We start from the raw sequence: 22,981 nt of genomic DNA, 5'->3' as shown, positions 1-22,981 counted from the left end.
CGCGTAATGGCTATTATTTTGGGGATCGACCCCGGTTCGCGCATCACCGGTTACGGTGTGATTCGGCAGGTGGGGCGGCAGTTAACGTATCTGGGCAGTGGATGTATCCGCACCAGTGTGGCTGACCTGCCGTCGCGCCTGAAGCTGATTTATGCGGGTGTCAGCGAAATTATTACTCAGTTCCAGCCGGAATTTTTCGCCATTGAGCAGGTCTTTATGGCGAAGAACGCCGACTCAGCCCTGAAACTGGGCCAGGCGCGCGGGGCAGCAATTGTCGCCGCCGTGAATCAGGATCTGCCCGTGTTTGAGTATGCGGCGCGGCAGGTGAAGCAGACCGTTGTGGGCATCGGTAGTGCAGAGAAAAGCCAGGTACAGCATATGGTACGTACCTTGCTCAAGCTGCCAGCGAACCCCCAGGCGGATGCCGCCGATGCGCTGGCGATTGCCATCACCCATTGTCATCTGAGCCAGAACGTCAATCGTATCGGTGAGGGCAAGCTTAACCTTGCTCGTGGTCGTCTGAGTTAATAGCAAATGACCCGCTAATCTCAACAGGCTGGATATTCATCCAGCCTTTTTTATGCTATAAACTCCCCTCTAAATCGTTATCAGAAGGAAGCGAATGTGATAGGTCGTCTGAGAGGCATTATCCTGGAAAAACAGCCGCCCGTGGTGTTACTGGAAGCCAGCGGTGTGGGTTATGAGGTGCAAATGCCAATGACCTGTTTTTATGAGCTTCCCGATATCAACCATGAAGCGATTATCTTTACTCACTTTGTGGTGCGCGAAGATGCGCAGCTGCTGTTTGGTTTTAACAGCAAGCCAGAGCGGGCGCTGTTCCGTGAACTGATCAAGGTTAACGGCATCGGGCCTAAGCTGGCACTGGCTATTTTGTCCGGTATGTCAGCGCAGCAGTTCGTCACCGCCGTTGAACGTGAAGAGATTGCTGTGCTGGTGAAACTGCCAGGCGTGGGTAAGAAAACCGCCGAGCGCTTAGTGGTGGAAATGAAAGACCGCTTCAAAGGGATGCACGGCGATCTGTTTGCCACCGATGCACCGTTTGCACTGACCAGTGAAATGCCGACAGAAGCCGCCAACGATGCCGAAAGCGAAGCCGTTTCTGCGCTGGTGGCGCTGGGGTATAAACCTCAGGAAGCCAGCCGCATGGTCAGCAAAGTGGGTAAACCGAACGCCGACTGCGAAACATTGATTCGCGAAGCCCTGCGCGCCGCTATTTGATTTGAGGTAGAGCATGATTGAAGCCGACCGCCTGGTCTCCGCCGGGGTCATCACCGAAGAAGAAGTTATCGACCGCGCTATTCGCCCGAAAATGCTGGCAGAGTATGTTGGTCAGCCGGTGGTGCGTGAACAGATGGAAATCTTCATCGAAGCCGCTAAGAATCGCGGTGATGCGCTCGACCATTTGTTGATCTTTGGCCCGCCGGGCCTGGGAAAAACAACGCTGGCAAATATTGTTGCTAACGAGATGGGCGTTAACCTGCGTACGACATCCGGCCCGGTGCTGGAAAAAGCAGGCGATCTGGCGGCAATGCTGACCAACCTCGAACCTCATGACGTCCTGTTTATTGATGAGATCCATCGACTGTCGCCCGTGGTGGAAGAAGTGTTGTACCCGGCGATGGAAGATTATCAGCTGGATATCATGATCGGTGAAGGTCCGGGTGCGCGTTCGATTAAACTCGATCTGCCGCCGTTTACCCTGATTGGCGCCACTACCCGCGCTGGCTCACTGACATCACCGTTGCGTGACCGTTTCGGCATTGTGCAGCGTCTGGAGTTTTACCGGGTAGAAGACTTGCAGCACATCGTTGCCCGCAGTGCGTCCTGCCTCGGGTTGCCATTGAGTGATGATGGTGCGCTGGAGATCGCCCGTCGTGCACGCGGTACGCCGCGTATCGCTAACAGACTGCTGCGCCGCGTGCGTGACTTCGCGGAAGTGCGAGCGAACGGCAGTATGAGCGGTGACGTGACGTCAAAAGCACTGGATATGCTGAGTGTGGATACCGAAGGTTTCGACTATATGGACCGCAAACTGCTGCTGGCGATTATCGATAAATTTATGGGTGGCCCGGTCGGGCTGGATAACCTGGCGGCGGCAATTGGTGAAGAGCGCGAAACCATTGAAGATGTGCTGGAGCCGTATCTGATCCAGCAGGGCTTTATTCAGCGCACGCCGCGTGGCCGTATGGCCACCCAGCATGCTTACAAGCACTTCGGCATCGACCGACCAGATTCACAGTAGGGGCGAGGCGTACCTCGCCCGTGCAAAAACGGCGGGTTACACCGCCGTTTTCTTCACCATACTCATCATAAACATCACCGCCGCACCCAGCACCACAGAAGGGCCGGCTGGCGTATCGTAGAAGGCTGAAAAAGTCAGACCGATGCTCACCGCCAGAATGCCAATGACCACCGCCAGTGCCGCCATCTGCTCCGGTGAGCGGGCAAAACGGCGTGCGGTGGCGGCAGGGATTATCAGCAGTGAGGTGATAATCAATGCCCCGACAAATTTCATCGCGACCCCAATCGTCAGCGCGGTAATCAGCATCAGAATCATTTTGGTCCGCTGAATGTTTACGCCATCCACCTGAGCCAGTTCCGGGCTGATGGTGATTGACAGCAGGGCACGCCATTGCCATGCCAGCAGAAGCAGAACCACCGCTACACCTGCGACAATCGTCCACAGATCCGTGGGTGTCACAGCCAGCAGGTCACCAAACAGATAGGCCATCAGATCCACACGCACATCAGACATCAGGCTGACCACCACCATGCCCAGCGACAGCGCACTGTGCGCCATAATGCCCAGCAGGGTATCAATCGCCAGATGCGGACGACGTTCCAGCCACACCAGCACCAGCGACAGCAGCAGAGTGACCACGATAACCGCATAAAACGGGCTGACATTAAGCAGCAGGCCAAAAGCCACGCCCAGCAGGGAGGCATGTGCCAGCGTGTCGCCAAAATAGGACATGCGACGCCACACCACAAATGAGCCCAGCGGCCCGGCTGCCAGCGCCAGTAATACGCCTGCTAACCAGCCGGGTAATAATAATTCAATCATGACGGCCAGTCCCTTTGCGCAGAATAATTCGTCCCTGGAGATCGTGACGATGGTTGTGGTGGTGGCGATAAATCGCCAGCTGTTCAGCACCGCGTTGGCCGAACATCGAGATAAATTCAGGGTGTTTGGACACCGCTTCCGGCGTACCTGAACAGCAGATATGGTGATTGAGGCACAAGACCTCGTCGGTTTTCGCCATCACCAGATGCAGGTCGTGAGAAACCATCAGTACGCCACAGTTGAGTTCGCGGCGCAGCTGGTCGATCAGGTCATACAGCGCCACCTGGCCGTTGACGTCAACGCCCTGCGTGGGTTCATCGAGTACCAGTAACTGCGGCTGGTTGAGCAGTGCACGCGCCAGCAGTACGCGTTGCATTTCACCACCGGACAGTTTTTGAAGCGGGTATTCCAGCAGATGAGCCGCCTGTACGCGTTTCAGCGCGGGCAGAATATCGTCTGATTTTACCCCGGGGCGCAGACGCATAAAACGCGCAACGGTGAGGGGCAGGGTGACATCAAGATGGATTTTTTGCGGCACGTAGCCAATACGCAGTTGCGCCGGGCGCAGCAGAGTACCGGAGGTGGGGGCGATCAGCCCGAGCACCACACGCACCAGCGTTGATTTACCTGCCCCGTTCGGCCCGAGTAGGGTCAGAATACGGCCAGGTTGCAGCGAAAGTGACACATCGGACAGGACACGGCGCTGTCCAAAGCTCACAGAAATTTTTTCAAGGGCGATCAAAGATGACATGTCGATTACAGGTTGCAGAAATTTTCGAATGTTATAATATCACAATCCATCAGCTCTTCACGATGGATTGAATCATTATGTTACACAAAAAAACACGTGCCTTATCAATGCTTGCAGGCGTGAGTATTGCCGCTTCGCTAGCGCTTCCTGCCCACGCAGACGTTGTTGCCTCCGTTAAACCTGTTGGATTTATCGCTGCAGCCATTGCTGATGGCGTCACGCCGGTGAATATTTTGCTGCCAGACGGTGCCTCAGAGCATGATTATGCCCTGCGCCCTTCCGACATTAAACGCTTAAAAAGCGCGGATTTAGTGGTGTGGGTTGGCCCGGAAATGGAAGCCTTTATGACCAAATCTGCCGCCAGTTTACCGGCGCAAAAGAACATCGAGATGAGTGCCCTCCCGGGCGTTAAAGGCTTGCTGTTGAAGGGCGGTGAAGACGAGGAAGAAGAAGAACATGACGCGCATGCGGGGCACTCGCATGGGGCTGCTGACAGCCACGATCACCACCATCATGGTGAGTATAATATGCATCTGTGGATGTCTCCGGAGATCTCAAAGCAAACGGCGATTGCAATCCATGGAAAATTGTTGGAACTTATGCCGCAAAGCAAGGACAAACTAGACGCAAACCTGCAGCACTTTGAGGCAGAATTGGCGTCAGCCGATGCGAAAATCAGTAAGCAGTTGGCCCCGGTTAAAGGCAAAGGGTATTTCGTTTTTCATGATGCTTACACTTACTTTGAAAAACACTTCGGTCTGACCCCATTAGGTCATTTTACCGTCAACCCTGAGATCCAACCCGGCGCGCAGCGTTTACATCAAATACGAACACAGTTGGTTGAGCAAAAAGCAGCCTGCGTTTTTGCTGAACCACAATTCAGGCCAGCCGTGATAGAGGCCGTTGCCAGAGGGACCACCGTGCGTTCGGGCACACTGGATCCACTCGGGACGGACATCACCCCAGGTAAAGACAGCTATGTGACATTCCTCTCACAGTTGTCCAGCCAGTATGAGAGCTGCCTGAAAGGAGAATAGAGGAACATTTAAGTGCAGCAGATATCCCGCGCTGTCGCCATGGCGTTTAATAATTTACCCCGGCCCCACCGCATCATGTTGGGGTCGCTTACTGTTGTTACGCTGGCCGTCACGCTGTGGCGGCCTTACGTTTATCATCCCAGCAACGAAAGCCCGATTGTTAAAACCGTCGAGCTTGAGAAAAATCAACTACGGACCTTGCTTCCTGAAGCCAGTGAGCCGATAGATCAGGATACCCCGTCCCCGGCTGACGATGCCCCGAAAGATGAAATCGATGAAGATGTAGCGGATGAAAGCGGCACACACGATTACGTTGTTTCAACAGGCGATACCCTCAGCAGCGTATTAAACCAGTACGGCATTGATATGTCGGAAATCAGCATGCTGGTGAAAAGTGATAAAGATTTGCGCAACCTGCAAGTCGGACAGCAGCTCTCATGGTCGCTGAATGATAATGGGGATTTACAGCGCATCACCTGGGAAGTGTCCCGTCGTGAAACGCGCACTTACGATCGCTCCGGTGACGGCTTCAAACCCTCTTCTGCCATCCAAAAAGGGGAGTGGCAGAACAGCGTATTAAGCGGTGTGGTCAACGGCAGCTTTGTCAGCAGCGCCAGGAAAGCGGGGCTCTCCAGCAGTGAGATCAGCGCGGTAATTAAATCCCTGCAATGGCAGATGGATTTCCGCAAGCTGCGTAATGGTGACAAGTTCTCCGTACTGATGTCACGCGAAATGCTGAATGGTAAAAGCGAGCAGAGCGAACTGGCGGGCGTGCGCCTGAACAGTGGTGACAAAGATTATTACGCTATCCGTGGTGCAGACGGTAAGTTCTATGACCGTAACGGCTCCGGCCTGGCGCGTGGCTTTATGCGTTTCCCAACCGTGAAACAGTATCGCGTGTCATCGAGCTTTAATCCGCGTCGTTTAAACCCGGTGACCGGGCGTGTCGCGCCACACAAAGGTGTGGACTTTGCGCTGCCAGTGGGCACGCCAGTGCTGGCAGTCGGTGATGGTGAAGTTATCGTTGCCAAACGCAGCGGTGGGGCGGGAAATTATGTTGCCGTTCGTCATGGACGCCAGTATATGACGCGCTATATGCATCTGAAGAAGCTGCTGGTGAAACCGGGCCAGAAAGTGAAACGTGGCGATCGCATCGCACTTTCCGGTAACACCGGGCGTTCTACGGGGCCGCACCTGCACTTTGAAATCTGGATCAACAATCAGGCAGTGAACCCGTTGACGGCCAAACTTCCGCGTATGGAAGGGCTGACCGGTAAAGACCGTCGTGATTACCTGGCGAAAGTTCGCGAAGTCGTGCCTCAACTTCGCTTCAAGTAAGATTGCTGCACATAAAAAAGCCGATGGTGGATGCCATCGGCTTTTTTTTAGCGTAAACAGGCGCATTCACGGCAATAACTTTGCAAAATCTCCTGTCAGCACTATCATAAGCCCGTTATTGTCCGAGGCCAGTGCATGGAAAACAGAAAAAACAATCAAATTGAGTTCATTCCCACGTTTAACAAAAGTTTCTTATTGCCACGCTATTGGGGAAGCTGGCTGGGTGTTGGCGCGTTTGCCAGTCTGACGCTGGTACCCCCGCGTCTGCGTGACCCGTTACTGGGTGCATTAGGTCGTCTGGCAGGGAAATTTGCCCGCAGTGCGCGTCGTCGTGCACAGATTAACCTGTTGTACTGCATGACCGATAAGTCGGAACAAGAACGGGAAGCGATCATCAACGAGATGTTTGCCGTTGCCCCACAGTCGATGGCGATGATGGCCGAACTGGCCCTGCGTCCGAAGAGCGCCAAGAAGCGTATTCGCTGGCACGGACGTGAGATTATCGATGATTTGCAGAGCTCCGGGCAGAATGTCATTTTCCTGGTACCCCACGCCTGGGCGGTTGACCTGCCTGCGATGGTGCTGGCGTCTGAAGGGCAGCCGATGGCGGCGATGTTCCATAACCAGAGCAATCCGGTAATGGATTACGTCTGGAACCGGGTACGACGCCATTTTGGCGGCCGTATGCACGCGCGCAACGACGGCATCAAACCGTTTGTCCTGTCTATTCGTCAGGGGTACTGGGGTTATTATCTGCCGGACCAGGATCACGGTGCAGAGCAGAGTGAATTCGTTGATTTCTTCGATACTTACAAAGCTACGCTGCCCGCGGTAGGGCGTATGATGAAAGTCTGCCGGGCGAAAGTGGTACCGCTTTTCCCGGTGTATGACAGCAAGCGCCATTGTCTGGATATTTATCTGCGTCCGCCAATGGACGATCTGCCGGATTCCGATGATGCTTCACAGGCGCGCCGGTTGAATAAAGAAGTGGAAGATTTTGTGCGTCCGCATCCTGAGCAGTACACCTGGATACTCAAGTTGCTGAAAACACGCAAACCGGGTGAGAAAGAACCTTACGATCGCAAAGAACTTTATCCAAAGAAGTAATCCTGGCAGGGGACAACGCGCAACGTGTTGTCCCCTGACTGATCAGTTGAGTGAGGATCGACGTTTCCATTCCCGCAGAAATGCCCGTACTAATACGAACCACACCAGACCGCAGGCCAGATTCGCCAGGCTGAAAGCGCGGGCCCCATCGCTAAAGTAAGCAAACTTTGCCAGCTCTATCCCCAATGCAAACACCAGAATACTCACCATGCCGAGCATCGCGGCGACACTACCTTTGCCTGCCTGACTGGAAAACAGTGTCAGACGGTACAGACCCGCGTTCACCAGTCCGGTACCAAAACCGTAGAGACTGAGTCCGGCCGTCAGCCACAGGTAGCTGTGTTGGTTGATCACGGAGGCCAGCGCGGCCACCCCAAGGCCCAGTAAAATCGGCCAGGCTCCCAGACGCAGGGGGTGATCGATAGGCACGCGAGAGGCAAGTTTGCCCAGCGTCAGGTTCCCGGCAATCATGGCGACGAACACGGGAAGCTGCAACAGTGCGTAATCCAGCCGTGTCAGCCCCTCATCGTGGATCAGGATCACGGGCGACAGCGCCACCCAGGCCAGGCACGGGATCGTCACCAGGCCGATTGCCAGTGAACCACTCATCACCTGACGGTCTTTCAGCAGGGCCAGATACCCTTTGCCGAGAGAGGGCAGGGACAGCGACATTTGCGGGTCACCGGCCGTGTCCGGCATGGTACGCCACAGGCCCAGCAGGGCAATGGCCGTGACGCCTCCAAACAGCCAGAACATGGTCCGCCAGTCACCGATTTCCAGAAATGCAGCCCCGGCCAGCGGGCCCGCGAGCGGAGCCAGCAGTGCAACGTTGGCCATTAACGCCATCATACGCACGCTAAGGGCTTCATCGAAGGCTTCCTGTATTGCGGCATAACCCACGGCGCCAATGAAGCACAGGCTGATACCTTGCAGGAAACGCAGCAGGATAAATTGCTCAATACTTTGCACCCAATGGGTCGCCATACAGGTCAGCATAAAGAAGGCGACACCGGCGAGCATCACCGGGCGACGACCCAGCTTGTCCGACAGGGGGCCCAGCAACCACTGCAGCACAATGCCGCCAATCAGATAGGCGGTCAGAGAGGCGGATACCCACTCTGGTCCGACGTTAAATTCCTGAGTCACCAGCAGCATCCCAGGCTGGATCATGTCATGGGCGATATACGTCGCAAACTCGAAGAGGACTAATGACAACGGGAATATCAGGTGTCGGCGGGTCAGGCTCGACAGTGGAACAAATGACGCCATTCTGGCTCCCTCCAGGGGGTGTTTCATGCAGCAGCATGTCAGCGTTTGGAACCGCGCTAACATAACGTATTCTCGCCCGATCACAATGCATAAATATCAAGGTGAGGTCGCTGGCCCTTGAACGACATAAGGTGATGGAGAGCAGAGGGGTAATACGTTTTGCAGAGTGAGTCTAAGGCGAGAACGAAGTGAGGGTGAAAGCTATTGGGCCTTGCGGCCCAATAAGGTCAGGCGGGATTACTCAACGCGCAGCACACGGCTGGTATTGGTGGTTCCGGTGGTGCTCATCACATCGCCCTGGGTAACAATAACGAGGTCCCCTGACATCAGGAAGCCTTTTTCACGCAGCAGGTTTATCGCATCATGTGCAGCGGCAACACCATCATTATTGCTGTCGAAGAAGACCGGGGTGACGCCACGATACAGCGCGGTCAGATTCAGCGTACGCTCATGACGCGACATCGCGAAAATTGGCAGACCCGAGGTGATACGTGAGGTCATCAGCGCAGTACGGCCCGACTCGGTCATGGTGATAATGGCCGTGACGCCCTGCAGATGGTTTGCGGCGTACATTGCCGACATCGCAATGGCTTCTTCGATATTGTCGAACTGCACATCAAGACGGTGTTTGGAGACGTTAATGCTTGGGATCTTCTCTGCACCCAGGCAGACTTTCGCCATCGCTGAAACGGTTTCTGCCGGGTACTGACCTGCTGCCGTTTCCGCAGACAGCATAACGGCATCGGTGCCGTCGAGCACGGCGTTGGCCACGTCCATGACCTCTGCACGCGTCGGCATCGGGTTGGTGATCATCGATTCCATCATCTGGGTGGCAGTGATCACAGAACGATTTAACTGGCGAGCACGACGGATCAGGGCCTTCTGAATACCGACCAGCTCCGGATCACCAATCTCAACGCCCAGGTCGCCCCTGGCCACCATCACCACATCGGAGGCAAGAATGATGTCATCCATCGCTTCCTGGCTTGCCACGGCTTCGGCACGTTCCACTTTGGAGACGATTTTTGCATCACAGCCGGCTTCACGCGCCAGACGACGTGCATAGTTGAGATCTTCACCACAGCGCGGGAAAGACACGGCCAGGTAGTCGACGCCAATTTTGGCGGCGGTCAGGATATCGGCCTTGTCCTTTTCCGTAAGCGCTTCTGCTGACAGGCCACCACCAAGTTTGTTGATGCCTTTATTGTTCGACAGTGGCCCACCAACGGTCACTTCGGTGAAGACTTTCATGCCCTGGACTTCCAGTACCTTCAACTGTACACGGCCATCATCCAGCAGCAGGATATCGCCCGGTACCACATCGGCAGGCAGACCTTTATAATCAATCCCCACTTTCTCTCTGTCACCTTCGCCTTTGCCCATGCTGGCATCCAGCAGGAATTTTTCCCCGATGTTCAGGAAAACTTTGCCTTCTTTAAAGGTAGAAACGCGGATCTTTGGCCCCTGGAGGTCACCAAGAATCGCGACATGCCGTCCCAGTTTAGCGGCGATCTCGCGCACTTTGTCGGCGCGCATTTGGTGATCTTCTGGCGTGCCATGTGAGAAGTTAAGACGAACGACGTTGGCGCCGGCAGCGATGACTTTTTCGAGGTTATTATCGCGATCGGTAGCGGGGCCCAAGGTGGTTACAATCTTGGTTCTTCTGAGACGACGAGACATAGAGTTTCCTTAGCTAGGGAGACCGAAAGTGATGTGTAGAGTATTCACTTAAGAGGTCTAAAGATGATTATCTATTCAGATGTACGGTTTAGTTATTCATTCTCGTACACCAGGCTTCTTCTGCATTCGAATAAGACTGGCGTACTGTGAAGGCCTCGACTGATACAATACTGACACAACCCGCCAAAGTCACTCCTATCGTAAGACATTACCTTAAGAATAACCTTGGGGGTGCAGGAACCTGCTATAACCTTGACGCCGGGCGAGGATACAGAGCGTTTCGCCCGACAGTGTTGAAGTGACTAAAGTCGATTCTCCTCGGTGCGGAACACCGCCACCAACTCGCGTAATTGATTCGCGCGCGCGGCAAGCTCGTCCGCCGACGAAGCCGACTGTTCAACCAGAACGGCATTCTGCTGGGTGACCTGATCCATCTGATTGACTGCAATATTGATCTGCGCAACACCCGCACTCTGTTCCTGTGAGGAGGAGGCGATGTCGTTGACCAGTTGGGCCGTCTGCTCAATCGCTGCCACACTTTGCTTCACTTTGTCCCCTGCATCCTGCGCCATAGAAATACCCTGACGGGCATTTTCAACCGAATGAGTAATCAACTGCTTGACCTCTTTAGCCGCGCTGGCGGAACGCTGAGCCAGTGCTCTGACTTCGGCCGCCACAACCGCAAACCCTTTTCCATGTTCACCCGCACGCGCGGCCTCAACGGCGGCATTCAGGGCCAGTATGTTGGTCTGAAACGCGATACTGTCGATCACACGGATAATTTCTTCAATCTGACCGGCACTGGTGCTGATCTTTTGCATCGATTCCAGAACGGACTCCATGGCATCCCCACCCAGCAGCGCAGCATCGGTTGCTGAACTGGCCATGCCGGCAGCGTGGCGAGTGTTATCCGCATTCTGCAAAATAATCGATGAAAGCTGTTCCATACTGGCAGCGGTTTGAGCGAGAGAGGCGGCCTGTTCTTCTGTGCGTGCAGAGAGATCGCCATTTCCCTGAGCGATCTCTTCAGAAGAGGTGGCGATGGTTGTCGCATTATTTTTTATATCAGCAACCAGTTCCGAGAGGCGGTGACGCATTTGCATTAAGGAGTTAATTAGCGCCGCCATTTCATTGGTGCCGTTAACCTGAACCTGAGACGTCAAATTACCCGAGGCAACCTCTCTGGCAACGTGCGCCACATCACGCAGCGGGTCAGTGATAGAACGGATGATATAAACCGCCAGAGTCACAACAATAAGCATAATCGTGGCCAGTACGCCTAACAGTTCATATTGATTATATCTATGCTCACTAATCTGCGCAGACAGCATGTTATCTAATTCATCCGCCGCTTCATTCGCGAAGGTAGAGTACTGATTGATCGCATTGGTGAAAACAGCAACAAATTCGGTCGGTTTGAGATTATTCAGACTACGATTAACAAAGACAGCTTCTGCCATTTTCAATGCTTCATCGGTTTGTTTAAAAGCATTGCTCGTGCGAGTACTGAATTTTGTGCGCAAAAAATGATCGGTCTCGAATGATTTCAGCAGATTGTCATTATAAAGTCGCAGGGCATTTCTGCCATTCAATATCTGAAATTCCATGCGGGCATAGTCGCTGTCATTAATACCTTCCTTACTTGCCAGTAATGAGGTCCCCCGGGCACGGATCTGTCCGAGTGTTTCAGTCAATTCCGGCAACCGGTTAAAGGTGCTGATGATAAACTGATACGTATTTAAATCTGGATCCAGCGATAATCCGTAGAAATCGACGACCTGCATATTGGTATCCAGCAATGTACGTATCAGTTGGGCATGATGCGTTAAACTGGTTGCCAGGGTTAAATTTCGGTTATCAATATCATTTTGTAATTGACGCCAAAGGCCGGTCAGCCGGCTAAAACTTTGCAGGGCAGCACTTTCGCTGGCAGAGCTGCGCAGCGTGGCCTGAATGGCATCGCTTAAGACGTTAATCTGCTCTTTTAACGCCAGCCGTGCCGGTGCGTCGGGCGTGTTTTGAGCGATAGCGATAGCGGATTCTGCACGATGGCGCTGCATAAGATTCAGCAATACCAGCATCTGTTTTTCAACGGGGATGCCCTGTAGTTCTAACTCTTTTGCACCGATCTGCTGATTTCCCTCATCAATAAACAAGGCGGTAGGGACCGCAAAAAGTATCAGTGCAAAGAAAGCAAGGAGCATAAATTTTGCAGGTAGATTGATATTATTCAGTATCTTTTTCATTTTGTATTTAGTTTCCGCAGGTGAAATTTTGTACTCAAAGTGTGCTGTTAATACGTTGCGCTCAGTTTGTATTTTTTTTTCAGAGCCAGAATGTAGTGATTAACGAAAATGAATAAACTGAATTTTTTAAAAGCATTTTCATGCCATGACGGGCAATAAGTTGTTTTTTACCAATTGGTCGATTAATTTTTATGAATTATAGGTAGGGATTCGTGATTGTCCACGAGGTAAATAGATGATATTTATTAACGTAATTTCTGAATCCAGTTAATTATTAGCAAGTTGATTTTTATCGTTATTTTTTAATTTTGCTGTTTAAACCACCGGTGTTGCTTTATCCGGTCATAGGTATTTCTTATGATTGTAAAAAAAGGTTAAAGTTTAGGGAGATATTGCCGATAAGGGCTTTTTTGAGATGTGTATCTTATTATTCAATGAAATGAGTAAGCCATTATCTGCTTTTAACGCGCCGGGGGCAGGGAATGCATCGACGCAGCGGCAGTATCAATGTGCCTTGGTGATTTAATCTTGGCGGTAAGGTTTTCTTCCTATCAGCCAGCGTGGGGCAAATGAATTTCCCTCACGCATTGCCGGTAGAAAAAGGGTTCTCTTAATGAGGTTTCAGCACAGGATCAGGGCTGTCTTTGTCGAATCGTGATTCTCTGAGCGCCTCTTTGACCCGTTTGAGATTATCGCGGAATTTTGCTCCGCGCCGCAGGGTGAATCCGGTGGCCAGCACATCAATCAGCGTTAATTGCGCCAGGCGTGAAACCATCGGCATATAAATATCGGTATCCTCTGGAACATCCAGCGTCAGGGCGAGCGTGGCTTCGCGCGCCAGCGGTGATCCAGGTGAGGTGATGGCCAGCACCGTGGCATCGTTTTCCCGCGCCATCATCGCCAGCTCAACCATATTTTTGGTGCGGCCGGTATGAGAAATCAGCACCATCACATCGCCTTCACCGCTGTTCATGCAGCTCATGCGCTGCATCACAATGTCATCGGAATAGATGACCGGCACATTGAAGCGAAAAAATTTATTCATTGCATCGTGCGCTACGGCAGCAGAAGCCCCCAGACCGAAGAAGGCAATTTTCTTTGACTGTGTCAGCAGATCGACGGCACGGTTAACGGCACCGACATCCAGACTTTGTTTCACCCGATCCAGCCCGGCCATCGCGGACTCGAAAATTTTCCCCGAATAAGACTCGACGCTGTCGTCCTGTTCAACGTTACGGCTGACATAGGGCGTTCCGCTGGCCAGGCTTTGTGCCAGCTGCAATTTGAAGTCAGGGAAACCTTTGGTTTTCAGCCGGTGGCAAAAGCGATTCACTGTGGGTTCGCTCACGCCCGCCGCGCGAGCCAGCAGGGCAATGCTCGAATGCATGGCAGTGGTGGGAGAATCGAGAATAACTTCGGCGACTTTACGCTCTGATTTGCTCAGATTTTCCAGCTGTGATTGAATTTTTTCCAGCATATTCATAGTGCTACCTGTTCATACATTCTGACGATTTCAATCAAAGGAGAAATCGATGTCATTTTGTAGAGAATATACAATGCGCTACAGCCTCGGTGGCAGTAGCATAACGACATTAATTTACATTTTTTGCCAGAGTTTGAGCTGTGTCTGATTTTCAGAATGGTAAGAACAGTAACAAAAATGACGAAAAATTACGCACAATCTGATGGTAGCCCTTAGACGGTTGCCACTAAATTAAGCATTGATTGAATACATTGTGCCGCAGTGGCCTCCCCTGGTTTACGCGGAGCAGGCAAAAGCAGTACATTGTATTGAAACAAAATGACAATAAGAGTCTGTCCGACTACGGAATCTCAGGGACAGGCTAATCCTGCAACGAGGAGAATGAAATGGCGGTTACACAAACAGCCCAGGCATGCGATCTGGTAATTTTCGGTGCCAAAGGCGATCTTGCGCGCCGGAAACTGTTGCCCTCTCTGTATCAACTGGAAAAAGCCGGTCAGATCCATGAAGATTCACGCATTATCGGTGTTGGCCGTGCGGAATGGGATAAGGCTGCTTATACCAAGGTGGTGCGTGAGGCACTGGAAACCTTTATGAAGGAGAAGATCGACGAAGCGCTGTGGGATAAACTCAGCAGTCGACTTGATTTCTGCAACCTGGATGTTGATGACCGTAGCCATTTCCCTCGTCTGGGAAAAATGCTCGACCAGAAAAAACGCGTCACCATTAACTACTTCGCGATGCCGCCAAGCACCTTCGGAGCCATCTGTAAAGGGCTGGGTGAAGCGAAGCTTAATGCGCAACCTGCACGCGTTGTGATGGAAAAACCACTGGGTACGTCTCTGGAGACATCACGCGAGATCAACGACCAGGTGGGCGAATACTTCGAAGAGAACCAGGTGTTCCGTATTGACCACTATCTCGGTAAAGAGACGGTGCTCAACCTGCTGGCGCTGCGTTTTGCTAACTCCCTGTTTGCCTCTAACTGGGATAACCGTACCATCGATCACGTGCAGATCACCGTGGCGGAAGAAGTGGGTATCGAAGGTCGCTGGGGTTACTTCGATAAAGCGGGCCAGATGCGCGATATGATCCAGAACCACCTGTTGCAGGTGCTGACCATGGTGGCCATGTCGCCGCCAGCCGATCTCTCTGCGGATCGTATTCGTGACGAAAAAGTGAAAGTACTGCGCTCCCTGCGTCGCATTGATCACACCAACGTACGCGAGAAAACCGTACGCGGTCAGTACACCTCCGGTTTTGTCCAGGGCAAAAAAGTCCCTGGCTATCTGGAAGAAGAGGGAGCCAACAAATCCAGCACCACCGAGAGCTTTGTTTCTATCCGCGTGGATATCGACGACTGGCGCTGGGCAGGGGTTCCGTTCTATCTGCGTACCGGCAAGCGTCTGCCTACCAAGTGTTCCGAAGTGGTGGTGTATTTCAAAAACCCGGCACTGAACCTGTTTAAAGACACCTGGCAGGAACTGCCTCAGAACAAACTGACCATTCGTCTGCAGCCGGATGAAGGCATGGATATTCAGATCCTGAACAAAGTGCCAGGGCTGGATCACAAACATAACCTGCAAACCACCAAACTGGATCTGAGCTTCTCAGAAACCTTCAACCAGTCGCATCTGGCGGATGCCTATGAGCGCCTGCTGCTGGAAACCATGCGCGGTATCCAGGCCCTGTTCGTGCGTCGTGACGAAGTTGAGGAAGCCTGGAAATGGGTTGACTCCATTATGGATGCCTGGTCTTCCGATAATGAAGCACCTAAGCCTTATCAGGCGGGAACATGGGGGCCTGTGGCTTCCGTGGCCATGATCACCCGTGATGGCCGCTCGTGGAATGAATTCGAGTAATCTGTCCTGACAGGTCAAGCCCGCTTCGGCGGGCTTTTTTATGGGCAAAATACGGCTTCATAAAAAATGAACCTGCATTTTAAAAACACCACGATCGCGTAGACGCTCGCGGTGCTTCTCCTGTATGGTAGATCGCACAATCACTTCCTGACGCCGCGAGCGTCACTTTTGCCTGCTACGATCCACCAGGACGGAAGGCAGGCCAGACAGGAGAACGTCGTTGATGAGTAACTGGAAAATAAGCGCTGAACAGATTCTGAAAACGGGCCCGGTTGTGCCGGTGATCGTGGTGAACAAGCTCGAGCATGCTGTTCCTATGGCGAAAGCGTTGGTGGCGGGTGGGGTGCGCGTGCTGGAAGTGACGCTGCGCACGCCCTGCGCGATGGATGCCCTGAGGGCCATGGTGAGAGAAGTGCCTGAAGCGATTGTTGGGGCAGGTACCGTCCTGAACGCGCAGCAGTTAAAAGAAGTCACTGATGCGGGCGCGCAGTTTATCATCAGCCCGGGCCTGACCGAGCCGTTGCTCAGAGCGGCAGTAGACGGTTCAGTGCCGCTGATCCCAGGTATCAGCACCGTGTCTGAATTGATGACCGGTCTTGATTATGGTCTGCGTGAGTTTAAATTCTTCCCGGCGGAAGCTAACGGCGGCGTGAAAGCCTTACAGGCGATTGGCGGGCCTTTCCCTCAGGTGCGTTTCTGCCCAACGGGTGGTATCTCGCCGGCTAACTACCGCGACTATCTGGCGCTGAAAAGTGTGCTGTGCATTGGCGGATCGTGGCTGGTGCCAGCAGATGCGCTGGAAGCGGGGGATTATGACCGTATTACCCGCCTGGCGCAGGAAGCCGTCGCCGGGGCGCGATAAAATCACAAGGGGCGGAATTCCGCCCCTTGCATGATCAGCAGGTCTGTCAGCCGCTGACTTTTACGCTGGCAGCGGCACCGATCGCACGCTGCACCGCATCTTCCACGTCATTGCCCGTTGCCAGTGCCACTCCAAGACGACGTTTGCCCTGAATTTCTGGCTTGCCAAACAGGCGCAGTTGCAGCCCGGCGCCCAGTGCCGCAGACAGGTTGGCGAACTGCACATTGTTGCTGTCCAGCTCTGGCAGGATCACCGCGGATGCCGCCGGGCCGTACTGGCGGATGCCGCCGACTGGCAGACCGAGGAACGCGCGCACATGCAGCGCGAACTCTGAGACGTCCTGAGAAATCAGCGTGACCATGCCGGTATCATGCGGGCGTGGCGACACTTCACTGAACACCACCTCATCACCGCAGACAAACAGCTCAACGCCAAACAGGCCGCGCCCACCCAGTGCCTTCACCACTTTTTCAGCAATCTCCTGCGCACGTTTCAGTGCGAGCTCGCTCATCTGCTGTGGCTGCCAGGACTCGCGATAGTCGCCATCTTCCTGACGATGTCCGATAGGCGCGCAGAAGTGAATGCCATCGACAGCATTGATGGTCAGCAGGGTAATTTCGAAATCAAACTTCACCACGCCTTCAACGATCACCCGACCGGCACCGGCACGGCCACCCTGTTGTGCATATTCCCATGCGGCATCCAGCTGTGCGGCTTCACGGATAAAACTCTGCCCTTTACCGGAAGAACTCATCACAGGTTTGACGATGCACGGGAAACCGATCTCATCAGCGGCGGCCAGGAAAGCCTCGCGGCTGTCGGCAAAGCGGTAGGATGATGTCGGCAACGCCAGATCCTCCGCAGCAAGGCGGCGGATACCTTCACGGTTCATGGTCAGTTTCGCGGCGCGTGCGGTCGGCACTACGTGCTGTCCCTGTTTTTCCAGTTCTATCAGCATATCGGTGGCAATCGCTTCAATTTCCGGTACCACGAAGTCCGGCTTTTCCTGCGCGACCAGTGCGGCCAGGGCCGCGCCATCCAGCATATTGATCACATGGCTGCGGTGGGCAACGTGCATCGCAGGGGCGTCGGCATAGCGATCCACGGCGATCACTTCCACACCCAGACGCTGGCATTCCAGCGCTACTTCTTTGCCCAGTTCACCGGATCCCAGTAGCATTACACGGGTTGCATTAGGGCGCAGCGCAGTTCCAAGAGTTGTCATAATCTCTACCTGAATGGATTGAAAAAAACGCGCGAAGTATAAACGAAAACGTTTGCGTAATCATCCGCACTTTACGCTTGAGTGAAAAAAGCGACGCTGCTACACTGTATAAAAATACAGTTAAACAGGACGGAAATCATGGCTGTTGAAATCAAATACGTTGTCGTCAGAAAAGGTGAGGAAAAGATGACATTTGCCAGCAAGAAAGAAGCCGATGCTTACGACAAAATGCTCGACCTGGCGGAAGTCTTTGCCGACTGGCTGACCGCCAGCCCGCTGGAAATGGAAGAACAGCAGGGTGAAGCGCTGGGACTGTTTATGGCGGAAAATAAAGACGCCCTGCAACAGATCCTCCGCACGGGTAAACTGCCTGAAGAGAGCAGTGCGGCTGATAACAGCGACGCAGCTGATGAAGGCAAACTGCGCGCGGTATAACCCGCCCCTGTTGTGGCTGCTCTTTTTTCTGATCAGCCTTTCAGATCATTATGTGCTCAGCACACTGCGCAATGACGCCATCGCTGCCTGTGCCGTTTCCAGCGGGTCAGCAGCATGGCGTTGATCGTTAAACACTTCCAGGCCTATTGGCCCCTCGTAACCGATCTGCTGCAAATGCGCTAACAGCGCCTTCAGTGGATAATGCCCTTCACCGGGTAACAGTCGGTGATGCCGGGCCGTATCGACCAGATGTTCTGCGTCCGGTTGCTCATTCAGATCGGACAACTGCACCAGAAAAATCTTCTCAGCCGGGATCCCGGCCAGGTCTGCCAGCGTTCTCTGGCGTACAAAAATATGAAAAGCATCCACCACCAGCCCAAGGTTTGGTGCGTCAATCTGCTGGATAAGCTGCCATGCCTGGGCGGTGTTATTAATATGCTGGCTCCAGGCCATTGCTTCATACGCTACGCGCAGGCCATGATCTGCCGCCTGCTGCACCAGCCAGCGTAAATCCGCTTCGATACGTTCTGTGCAACAGTGTGGATGAGTGGAAGCCGGCACCAACAGCGTTGATGCGCCAAGGCGTTGCGCCGTTGCCATCATCTGCAAGGCTTCATGCCGTTTATCTTCTCGCAGGCTCTCTGGCGCCCCATCAAAATCCAGCAGCACCTGGTAATCCGTCAGCCCGAGGGAAAGCTGCTGGCAGAGATCGGCCAGTGCGGCGGCATCGCCCACGGCGTCACTCACATCCTGCTGCCACAATTCTACCTGACTGAAACCCGCTGCCGCCGCTGCGCGCAGTTTCTCTTCACTGCTGCCACCGAGCAGGATGGTATTGATAAACAATGGGTTCGCTGAAAATGCCATTCGCACCGATTCTCCTCTGCGTGATTGCCTTTTCAGGGTAGAGGTAATGCAACCATCCAACAACTTATCCATGACTGACTGCAGAATATCTGTCCATCTGGCGTTGGAAAGAACAGGAAATTTTACAGCCTTTTCATCGTTTGACGTTTCCTGACGTGGGCTGCTTTATTGTGATGTTTTAGGGTAATGAAGGACTGACTATGAGCAACTGGCTGCAACAGATTCAGACGGTATTAGGCAAGGCAGGCAAATCCTCCTCCGGCGGAGAAGGGCTGAGCAAAATGCTGGCCCCCGGTGCACTCGGTGGCCTGGCGGGATTGCTGATTGCCAGTAAATCTTCCCGCAACCTGTTGATGAAATACGGGAAGAACGCCGTGATCATCGGCGGCGGGGCTGCTGCGGGTGCCCTGTTGTGGAATAAGTACAAACAGCGTGTCAGTGAAACCCATCAGGATCAGCCTGAGTTTGGGCAGCAGAGTTCCCCGGTTGACCGTCGTGCCGAGCGTCTGATTGAAGCGCTGGTCTTTGCGGCCAAAAGTGACGGCCATATCGACAACGATGAGCGTAAAGCCATTGATGAACATATTCGCCAGTCTGGTTTAGGTGCGCAGGGCGAGCAGTTGGTGCAGCGTGCTATTGACTCTCCGCTTGATCCGCAGAAGCTGGCGGCCGATGTGAAAAACGAAGAAGAAGCGCTGGAGGTCTATTTCCTCAGCAACCTCGTCATTGATGTTGACCACTTTATGGAGCGCAGCTATTTGCAGGCGCTGGGAGATGCCTTGAAAATCCCACAGGACGTGCGTCAGTCGATTGAAACCGACATTCGCGCCGAGAAGCAGAAGCTCCCTGCCTGATAGATCAGTTAATCCTTCGCGGGTGTACACTGTCACCCGCGCAAAAAATATCCCCTGAAAAGCACGTTGTTGCACTGATAACGGCTTGTTAATCAGTCTGGTTGCTGCCAACCTTACACACAGGCACAGCAACTGCGAAGAGACTATGACACCTCCTAAAGCGAATAAAATTCCCCATCAGATGACCCTGCACGGTGATACCCGTATCGATAACTATTACTGGCTGCGCGACGACGAGCGCGAAGCGCCAGAGGTGCTTGCGTATCTGCGGGCTGAGAACGACTACTGTCAGCAACAGTTGCTGCCGCAGCAGGCCTTACAGGCGGAGCTGTTGCAGGAGATCATCGACCGCATCCCTGCCCGTGACCATTCGGTGCCTTATGTGAAGCGGGGATATCGCTATCAGAGCCGCTATGAAGAGGGCAATGAATACACGATTTATGCCCGTCAGCCCGCCGACACGAAGACGCTGGAGCACTGGGATACGCTGCTGGATGGCAATCAGCGTGCTGCTGACCATGAGTTTTATACCCTCGGCGGCGTGGCGATCAGCCCGGATAACCAGAAAATGGCCGTGGCAGAAGATGTCCTCTCGCGCCGGGTGTACGGCATTCGTCTGTGTAACCTTGAGAACGGCGAGTGGTACCCGGAAGTGCTGGAAGGTGTCTCCTCCGCGATGACGTGGGCCAGTGATTCGCGAACCCTCTACTATGTGCTGAAAGATAAAAAGACGCTGCTGCCGTATCAGGTATGGCGGCATACGCTGGGCACGCCGCAGCAGCAGGATCAGTTGGTGTATGAAGAGGAAGATGACACCTTCTACGTCAGCGTTTACAAAACCACATCCGAAGAGTTTGTGGCGATTGCTCTCGGCAGCAGTACCACCAGTGAGATCCTGTTGCTGGATGCCGCTAAATCCGATGCTCAGCCCCAGCTGTTCTCTGCACGCCGTAAAGATCATGAGTACAGTGTGGATCATTATCAGGGGCAGTTCTATGTGCGGTCCAACCGGGATGGCAAGAACTTCGGGCTGTACCGCACTGACAGTGCGGACGAGCAGCAGTGGCAACCGCTGATTGCGCCACGGGATACGATTGTACTGGAAGGCTATACGCTGTTCCGCGACTGGCTGGTGGTGGAAGAGCGTCAGCAGGGGCTGACCAGCCTGCGTCAGATAAACTGGAAAAGCGGGGAGAGCACCAGCATTGCCTTCGACGATCCGGCCTATGTGACCTGGATTGGCCATAACCCGACGCCGGACAGCAGCAAAGTCCGCTACGGCTACTCATCCATGACCACGCCGGATACGCTGTTTGAACTGGACCTGGATACAGGTGAGCGTGAAGTCCTTAAGCAGACTGAGGTGAAAGGGTTTGATGCGGCGCGCTATCGTAGCGAACGCCACTGGATCACCATGCGTGATGGCGTCGAGGTTCCCGTCTCACTGGTATACCGTAAAGACAGCTACCAGCCGGGAAGCAACCCGTTACTGGTTTACGGTTATGGTTCTTACGGCAGCAGCATGGATGCTGATTTCAGTGCCAGTCGTCTCAGCCTGTTGGATCGCGGGTTTGTCTTTGCCCTGACGCATATTCGTGGTGGCGGAGAGATGGGTCAGCAGTGGTACGACGATGGACGTCTGCTGAATAAAATGAACACTTTCCATGACTTTATCGATATCACCGATGCGCTGGTGGAGAAAAAGTACGGCGATCCGGAAAAACTCTATGCGATGGGCGGGAGTGCCGGTGGGTTGCTGATGGGCACCGTCATTAATATGGCCCCGGAGCGTTTCAAGGGTGTCGTCGCGCAGGTGCCGTTCGTTGATGTGGTGACGACGATGCTGGATGAAACCATTCCGCTTACCACTGGCGAATATGACGAGTGGGGCAATCCGGCTGAGGAGCAGTATTATCACTACATCAAACAGTACAGCCCGTATGACAACATTAAGGCGCAGGATTATCCGCATCTGTTGATCACCACCGGTCTGCATGACTCCCAGGTTCAGTACTGGGAGCCGGCAAAATGGGTGGCTAAGCTACGTGAGCTGAAAACCGATAATCATCTGCTGCTGCTGCAAACGGATATGGACTCCGGTCATGGCGGAAAGTCAGGCCGTTTTAAAGCCTATGAAGGGGTGGCGCTGGAGTATGCATTTCTTATCGGGCTGGCCAGCGGCCTGCTGACCACACCCGCGGCTTAATCCGTCGCACTCAACGCCCGCTGCATGGCACTGCGTAAGTCGGGCTTCAGATCCGTGATATTTTTTAGCATCCACTTTAAATATCCCGGATCTTTCTTCGCCACATCATCCACTTTCTGCCCGCGATACTTACCGAACGGGAAGGTATTAAACGATCCCTGCACCTGCATCCGACGGATCATCTCTGGCGCATCCCAGCCGCTGAACGACATAATACGGATCAGCAGCGCCGCAGTGATGTAGCAGTCATATAGCGCACGGTGGGCATGTAAATTTTCCGGCGGCGTCACCTCCAGCTGTAAGGATTCGCGCAGCGCCAGATTACTGTATTTCAGGCCCGGCCACAGGCGGCGCGAAAGCGCCATTGTGCAGATCCATTCACCGGGCATCTCTGGCAGCATACGGCGGTCAAAGCTGGCATTGTGTGCCACATAATAAGGGCTGCCGTGATAGCGGCCGATCGCCTGCTCAATGGTGGGTTTCCCCCGCACCATGGCCTCGGTAATTTTATGGATGGCCATGGCTTGATGGCTGATAGGGCGGTCGGGTGAGATCAGGTCGCTCATTGGATTGACGATCTGTCCGTCAATCACATCCACCGATGCCACTTCGACAATACCACCCTGCAGGCCGCAGGTTTCCGTGTCTATCACGCGTAACATAGCTTCTCCCGT

General features: G+C 53.6%; 20 protein-coding genes. 11 read left to right on the top strand and 9 right to left on the bottom strand.

The genetic code is table 11. The features are described from left to right. Nucleotides 1-6 precede the first annotated feature (6 nt). The 3 genes from ruvC (at nucleotide 7) to ruvB (ending at nucleotide 2,263) form a co-directional block, all read left to right on the top strand. The gene (ruvC, locus tag WH279_RS17860) at nucleotides 7-528 is read left to right on the top strand and encodes a crossover junction endodeoxyribonuclease RuvC (RefSeq protein WP_133841783.1); all 522 of its coding nucleotides are present in this window, start codon (nucleotides 7-9) and stop codon (nucleotides 526-528) included. Between the two features lie 96 nt (nucleotides 529-624). Next, a complete protein-coding gene (gene ruvA / locus WH279_RS17855; protein WP_133841784.1) occupies nucleotides 625-1,239 on the top strand; it encodes a Holliday junction branch migration protein RuvA in 615 nt (204 codons plus the stop codon). 13 nt (nucleotides 1,240-1,252) lie between these two features. After that, entirely contained in the window at nucleotides 1,253-2,263 is a 1,011-nt protein-coding gene (ruvB, locus tag WH279_RS17850) for a Holliday junction branch migration DNA helicase RuvB (RefSeq protein ID WP_339457899.1), read from the top strand. 36 nt (nucleotides 2,264-2,299) lie between these two features. On the opposite strand, the gene znuB is transcribed toward ruvB, so the two are convergent. Together znuB and znuC are read right to left on the bottom strand one after the other, a co-directional pair. Next, nucleotides 2,300-3,085 carry a zinc ABC transporter permease subunit ZnuB gene (gene znuB / locus WH279_RS17845; protein ID WP_339457898.1) on the bottom strand — a complete coding sequence of 262 codons (786 nt, stop codon included), beginning with the start codon at nucleotides 3,083-3,085 and terminating at the stop codon, nucleotides 2,300-2,302. Further along, complete coding sequence (znuC, locus tag WH279_RS17840; RefSeq protein WP_339457897.1) at nucleotides 3,078-3,836, bottom strand: zinc ABC transporter ATP-binding protein ZnuC; 759 nt, start codon at nucleotides 3,834-3,836, stop codon at nucleotides 3,078-3,080. The genes znuB and znuC overlap by 8 nt, the downstream gene beginning before the upstream one ends. Nucleotides 3,837-3,913: 77 nt before the next feature. Between znuC and znuA the strand changes: the two genes are divergently transcribed. The 3 genes from znuA (at nucleotide 3,914) to lpxM (ending at nucleotide 7,318) form a co-directional block, all read left to right on the top strand. Further along, nucleotides 3,914-4,873 (top strand): zinc ABC transporter substrate-binding protein ZnuA, encoded by a 960-nt coding sequence (gene znuA / locus WH279_RS17835; protein ID WP_200642389.1) that lies wholly within the window; start codon nucleotides 3,914-3,916, stop codon nucleotides 4,871-4,873. Between the two features lie 12 nt (nucleotides 4,874-4,885). Then, the gene (gene mepM, locus WH279_RS17830) at nucleotides 4,886-6,211 is read left to right on the top strand and encodes a murein DD-endopeptidase MepM (RefSeq protein WP_200642390.1); all 1,326 of its coding nucleotides are present in this window, start codon (nucleotides 4,886-4,888) and stop codon (nucleotides 6,209-6,211) included. 135 nt (nucleotides 6,212-6,346) lie between these two features. Then, nucleotides 6,347-7,318, top strand: a complete 972-nt coding sequence (gene lpxM / locus WH279_RS17825) for a lauroyl-Kdo(2)-lipid IV(A) myristoyltransferase (protein ID WP_200642391.1) — start codon at nucleotides 6,347-6,349, stop codon at nucleotides 7,316-7,318. Nucleotides 7,319-7,360: 42 nt separating this feature from the next. Here the strand turns inward: lpxM and WH279_RS17820 are convergent, their stop codons facing one another. The 4 genes from WH279_RS17820 to WH279_RS17805 all read right to left on the bottom strand — a co-directional run bounded on the left by WH279_RS17820 (nucleotide 7,361) and on the right by WH279_RS17805 (nucleotide 13,996). Beyond that, on the bottom strand, nucleotides 7,361-8,587 hold the full coding sequence (locus WH279_RS17820; RefSeq protein WP_339457896.1) for an MFS transporter: 1,227 nt from the start codon (nucleotides 8,585-8,587) through the stop codon (nucleotides 7,361-7,363). Nucleotides 8,588-8,824: 237 nt separating this feature from the next. After that, nucleotides 8,825-10,267, bottom strand: a complete 1,443-nt coding sequence (gene pyk / locus WH279_RS17815; RefSeq protein ID WP_200642393.1) for a pyruvate kinase — start codon at nucleotides 10,265-10,267, stop codon at nucleotides 8,825-8,827. A 302-nt stretch (nucleotides 10,268-10,569) separates the two neighbouring features. Next, nucleotides 10,570-12,513, bottom strand: coding sequence for a methyl-accepting chemotaxis protein (locus WH279_RS17810; protein ID WP_339457895.1), 1,944 nt, complete (start codon nucleotides 12,511-12,513; stop codon nucleotides 10,570-10,572). A gap of 610 nt (nucleotides 12,514-13,123) precedes the next feature. Beyond that, on the bottom strand, nucleotides 13,124-13,996 hold the full coding sequence (locus WH279_RS17805; RefSeq protein ID WP_339457894.1) for a MurR/RpiR family transcriptional regulator: 873 nt from the start codon (nucleotides 13,994-13,996) through the stop codon (nucleotides 13,124-13,126). Nucleotides 13,997-14,382: 386 nt separating this feature from the next. Here WH279_RS17805 and zwf point away from each other — a divergent pair, with 386 nt between their 5' ends. Both zwf and WH279_RS17795 read left to right on the top strand, forming a co-directional pair. Next, nucleotides 14,383-15,858, top strand: coding sequence for a glucose-6-phosphate dehydrogenase (zwf, locus tag WH279_RS17800; protein WP_339457893.1), 1,476 nt, complete (start codon nucleotides 14,383-14,385; stop codon nucleotides 15,856-15,858). A gap of 223 nt (nucleotides 15,859-16,081) precedes the next feature. Further along, complete coding sequence (locus WH279_RS17795; protein WP_339457892.1) at nucleotides 16,082-16,720, top strand: bifunctional 4-hydroxy-2-oxoglutarate aldolase/2-dehydro-3-deoxy-phosphogluconate aldolase; 639 nt, start codon at nucleotides 16,082-16,084, stop codon at nucleotides 16,718-16,720. A gap of 46 nt (nucleotides 16,721-16,766) precedes the next feature. Here the strand turns inward: WH279_RS17795 and purT are convergent, their stop codons facing one another. Next, nucleotides 16,767-17,945, bottom strand: a complete 1,179-nt coding sequence (purT, locus tag WH279_RS17790; RefSeq protein ID WP_200642398.1) for a formate-dependent phosphoribosylglycinamide formyltransferase — start codon at nucleotides 17,943-17,945, stop codon at nucleotides 16,767-16,769. A gap of 138 nt (nucleotides 17,946-18,083) precedes the next feature. Between purT and WH279_RS17785 the strand changes: the two genes are divergently transcribed. After that, nucleotides 18,084-18,380: a YebG family protein gene (locus WH279_RS17785; RefSeq protein ID WP_200642399.1), complete on the top strand. Its 297-nt coding sequence runs from the start codon at nucleotides 18,084-18,086 to the stop codon at nucleotides 18,378-18,380. A gap of 48 nt (nucleotides 18,381-18,428) precedes the next feature. On the opposite strand, the gene WH279_RS17780 is transcribed toward WH279_RS17785, so the two are convergent. Further along, nucleotides 18,429-19,247, bottom strand: a complete 819-nt coding sequence (locus tag WH279_RS17780) for a sugar phosphate isomerase/epimerase family protein (RefSeq protein ID WP_339457891.1) — start codon at nucleotides 19,245-19,247, stop codon at nucleotides 18,429-18,431. A gap of 200 nt (nucleotides 19,248-19,447) precedes the next feature. Here WH279_RS17780 and WH279_RS17775 point away from each other — a divergent pair, with 200 nt between their 5' ends. Both WH279_RS17775 and WH279_RS17770 read left to right on the top strand, forming a co-directional pair. After that, nucleotides 19,448-20,101 (top strand): tellurite resistance TerB family protein, encoded by a 654-nt coding sequence (locus tag WH279_RS17775; protein WP_159336498.1) that lies wholly within the window; start codon nucleotides 19,448-19,450, stop codon nucleotides 20,099-20,101. A gap of 145 nt (nucleotides 20,102-20,246) precedes the next feature. Next, the gene (locus tag WH279_RS17770) at nucleotides 20,247-22,307 is read left to right on the top strand and encodes a S9 family peptidase (RefSeq protein ID WP_339457890.1); all 2,061 of its coding nucleotides are present in this window, start codon (nucleotides 20,247-20,249) and stop codon (nucleotides 22,305-22,307) included. Here WH279_RS17770 and exoX read toward each other — a convergent pair. Continuing rightward, nucleotides 22,304-22,969 (bottom strand): exodeoxyribonuclease X, encoded by a 666-nt coding sequence (gene exoX / locus WH279_RS17765; RefSeq protein WP_133841802.1) that lies wholly within the window; start codon nucleotides 22,967-22,969, stop codon nucleotides 22,304-22,306. The genes WH279_RS17770 and exoX overlap by 4 nt on opposite strands. Nucleotides 22,970-22,981: the final 12 nt, after the last annotated feature.

The organism is Erwinia sp. MYb375 (assembly GCF_037479175.1).
Lineage (GTDB): Bacteria > Pseudomonadota > Gammaproteobacteria > Enterobacterales > Enterobacteriaceae > Erwinia > Erwinia rhapontici.
This window is presented reverse-complemented; position numbering and strand designations above follow the sequence as displayed.

Bases quoted from the DNA above. Each gene is read 5' to 3' on its own strand.
- znuC (WP_339457897.1), bottom strand. From the start codon at position 3,836: ATGTCATCTTTGATCGCCCTTGAAAAAATTTCTGTGAGCTTTGGACAG.
- WH279_RS17785 (WP_200642399.1), top strand. From the start codon at position 18,084: ATGGCTGTTGAAATCAAATACGTTGTCGTCAGAAAAGGTGAGGAAAAG.
- purT (WP_200642398.1), bottom strand. From the start codon at position 17,945: ATGACAACTCTTGGAACTGCGCTGCGCCCTAATGCAACCCGTGTAATG.
- exoX (WP_133841802.1), bottom strand. From the start codon at position 22,969: ATGTTACGCGTGATAGACACGGAAACCTGCGGCCTGCAGGGTGGTATT.
- WH279_RS17780 (WP_339457891.1), bottom strand. From the start codon at position 19,247: ATGGCATTTTCAGCGAACCCATTGTTTATCAATACCATCCTGCTCGGT.
- znuB (WP_339457898.1), bottom strand. From the start codon at position 3,085: ATGATTGAATTATTATTACCCGGCTGGTTAGCAGGCGTATTACTGGCG.
- ruvC (WP_133841783.1), top strand. From the start codon at position 7: ATGGCTATTATTTTGGGGATCGACCCCGGTTCGCGCATCACCGGTTAC.
- WH279_RS17820 (WP_339457896.1), bottom strand. From the start codon at position 8,587: ATGGCGTCATTTGTTCCACTGTCGAGCCTGACCCGCCGACACCTGATA.
- WH279_RS17775 (WP_159336498.1), top strand. From the start codon at position 19,448: ATGAGCAACTGGCTGCAACAGATTCAGACGGTATTAGGCAAGGCAGGC.
- WH279_RS17805 (WP_339457894.1), bottom strand. From the start codon at position 13,996: ATGAATATGCTGGAAAAAATTCAATCACAGCTGGAAAATCTGAGCAAA.
- pyk (WP_200642393.1), bottom strand. From the start codon at position 10,267: ATGTCTCGTCGTCTCAGAAGAACCAAGATTGTAACCACCTTGGGCCCC.
- zwf (WP_339457893.1), top strand. From the start codon at position 14,383: ATGGCGGTTACACAAACAGCCCAGGCATGCGATCTGGTAATTTTCGGT.
- lpxM (WP_200642391.1), top strand. From the start codon at position 6,347: ATGGAAAACAGAAAAAACAATCAAATTGAGTTCATTCCCACGTTTAAC.
- WH279_RS17810 (WP_339457895.1), bottom strand. From the start codon at position 12,513: ATGAAAAAGATACTGAATAATATCAATCTACCTGCAAAATTTATGCTC.
- WH279_RS17770 (WP_339457890.1), top strand. From the start codon at position 20,247: ATGACACCTCCTAAAGCGAATAAAATTCCCCATCAGATGACCCTGCAC.
- znuA (WP_200642389.1), top strand. From the start codon at position 3,914: ATGTTACACAAAAAAACACGTGCCTTATCAATGCTTGCAGGCGTGAGT.
- ruvB (WP_339457899.1), top strand. From the start codon at position 1,253: ATGATTGAAGCCGACCGCCTGGTCTCCGCCGGGGTCATCACCGAAGAA.
- WH279_RS17795 (WP_339457892.1), top strand. From the start codon at position 16,082: ATGAGTAACTGGAAAATAAGCGCTGAACAGATTCTGAAAACGGGCCCG.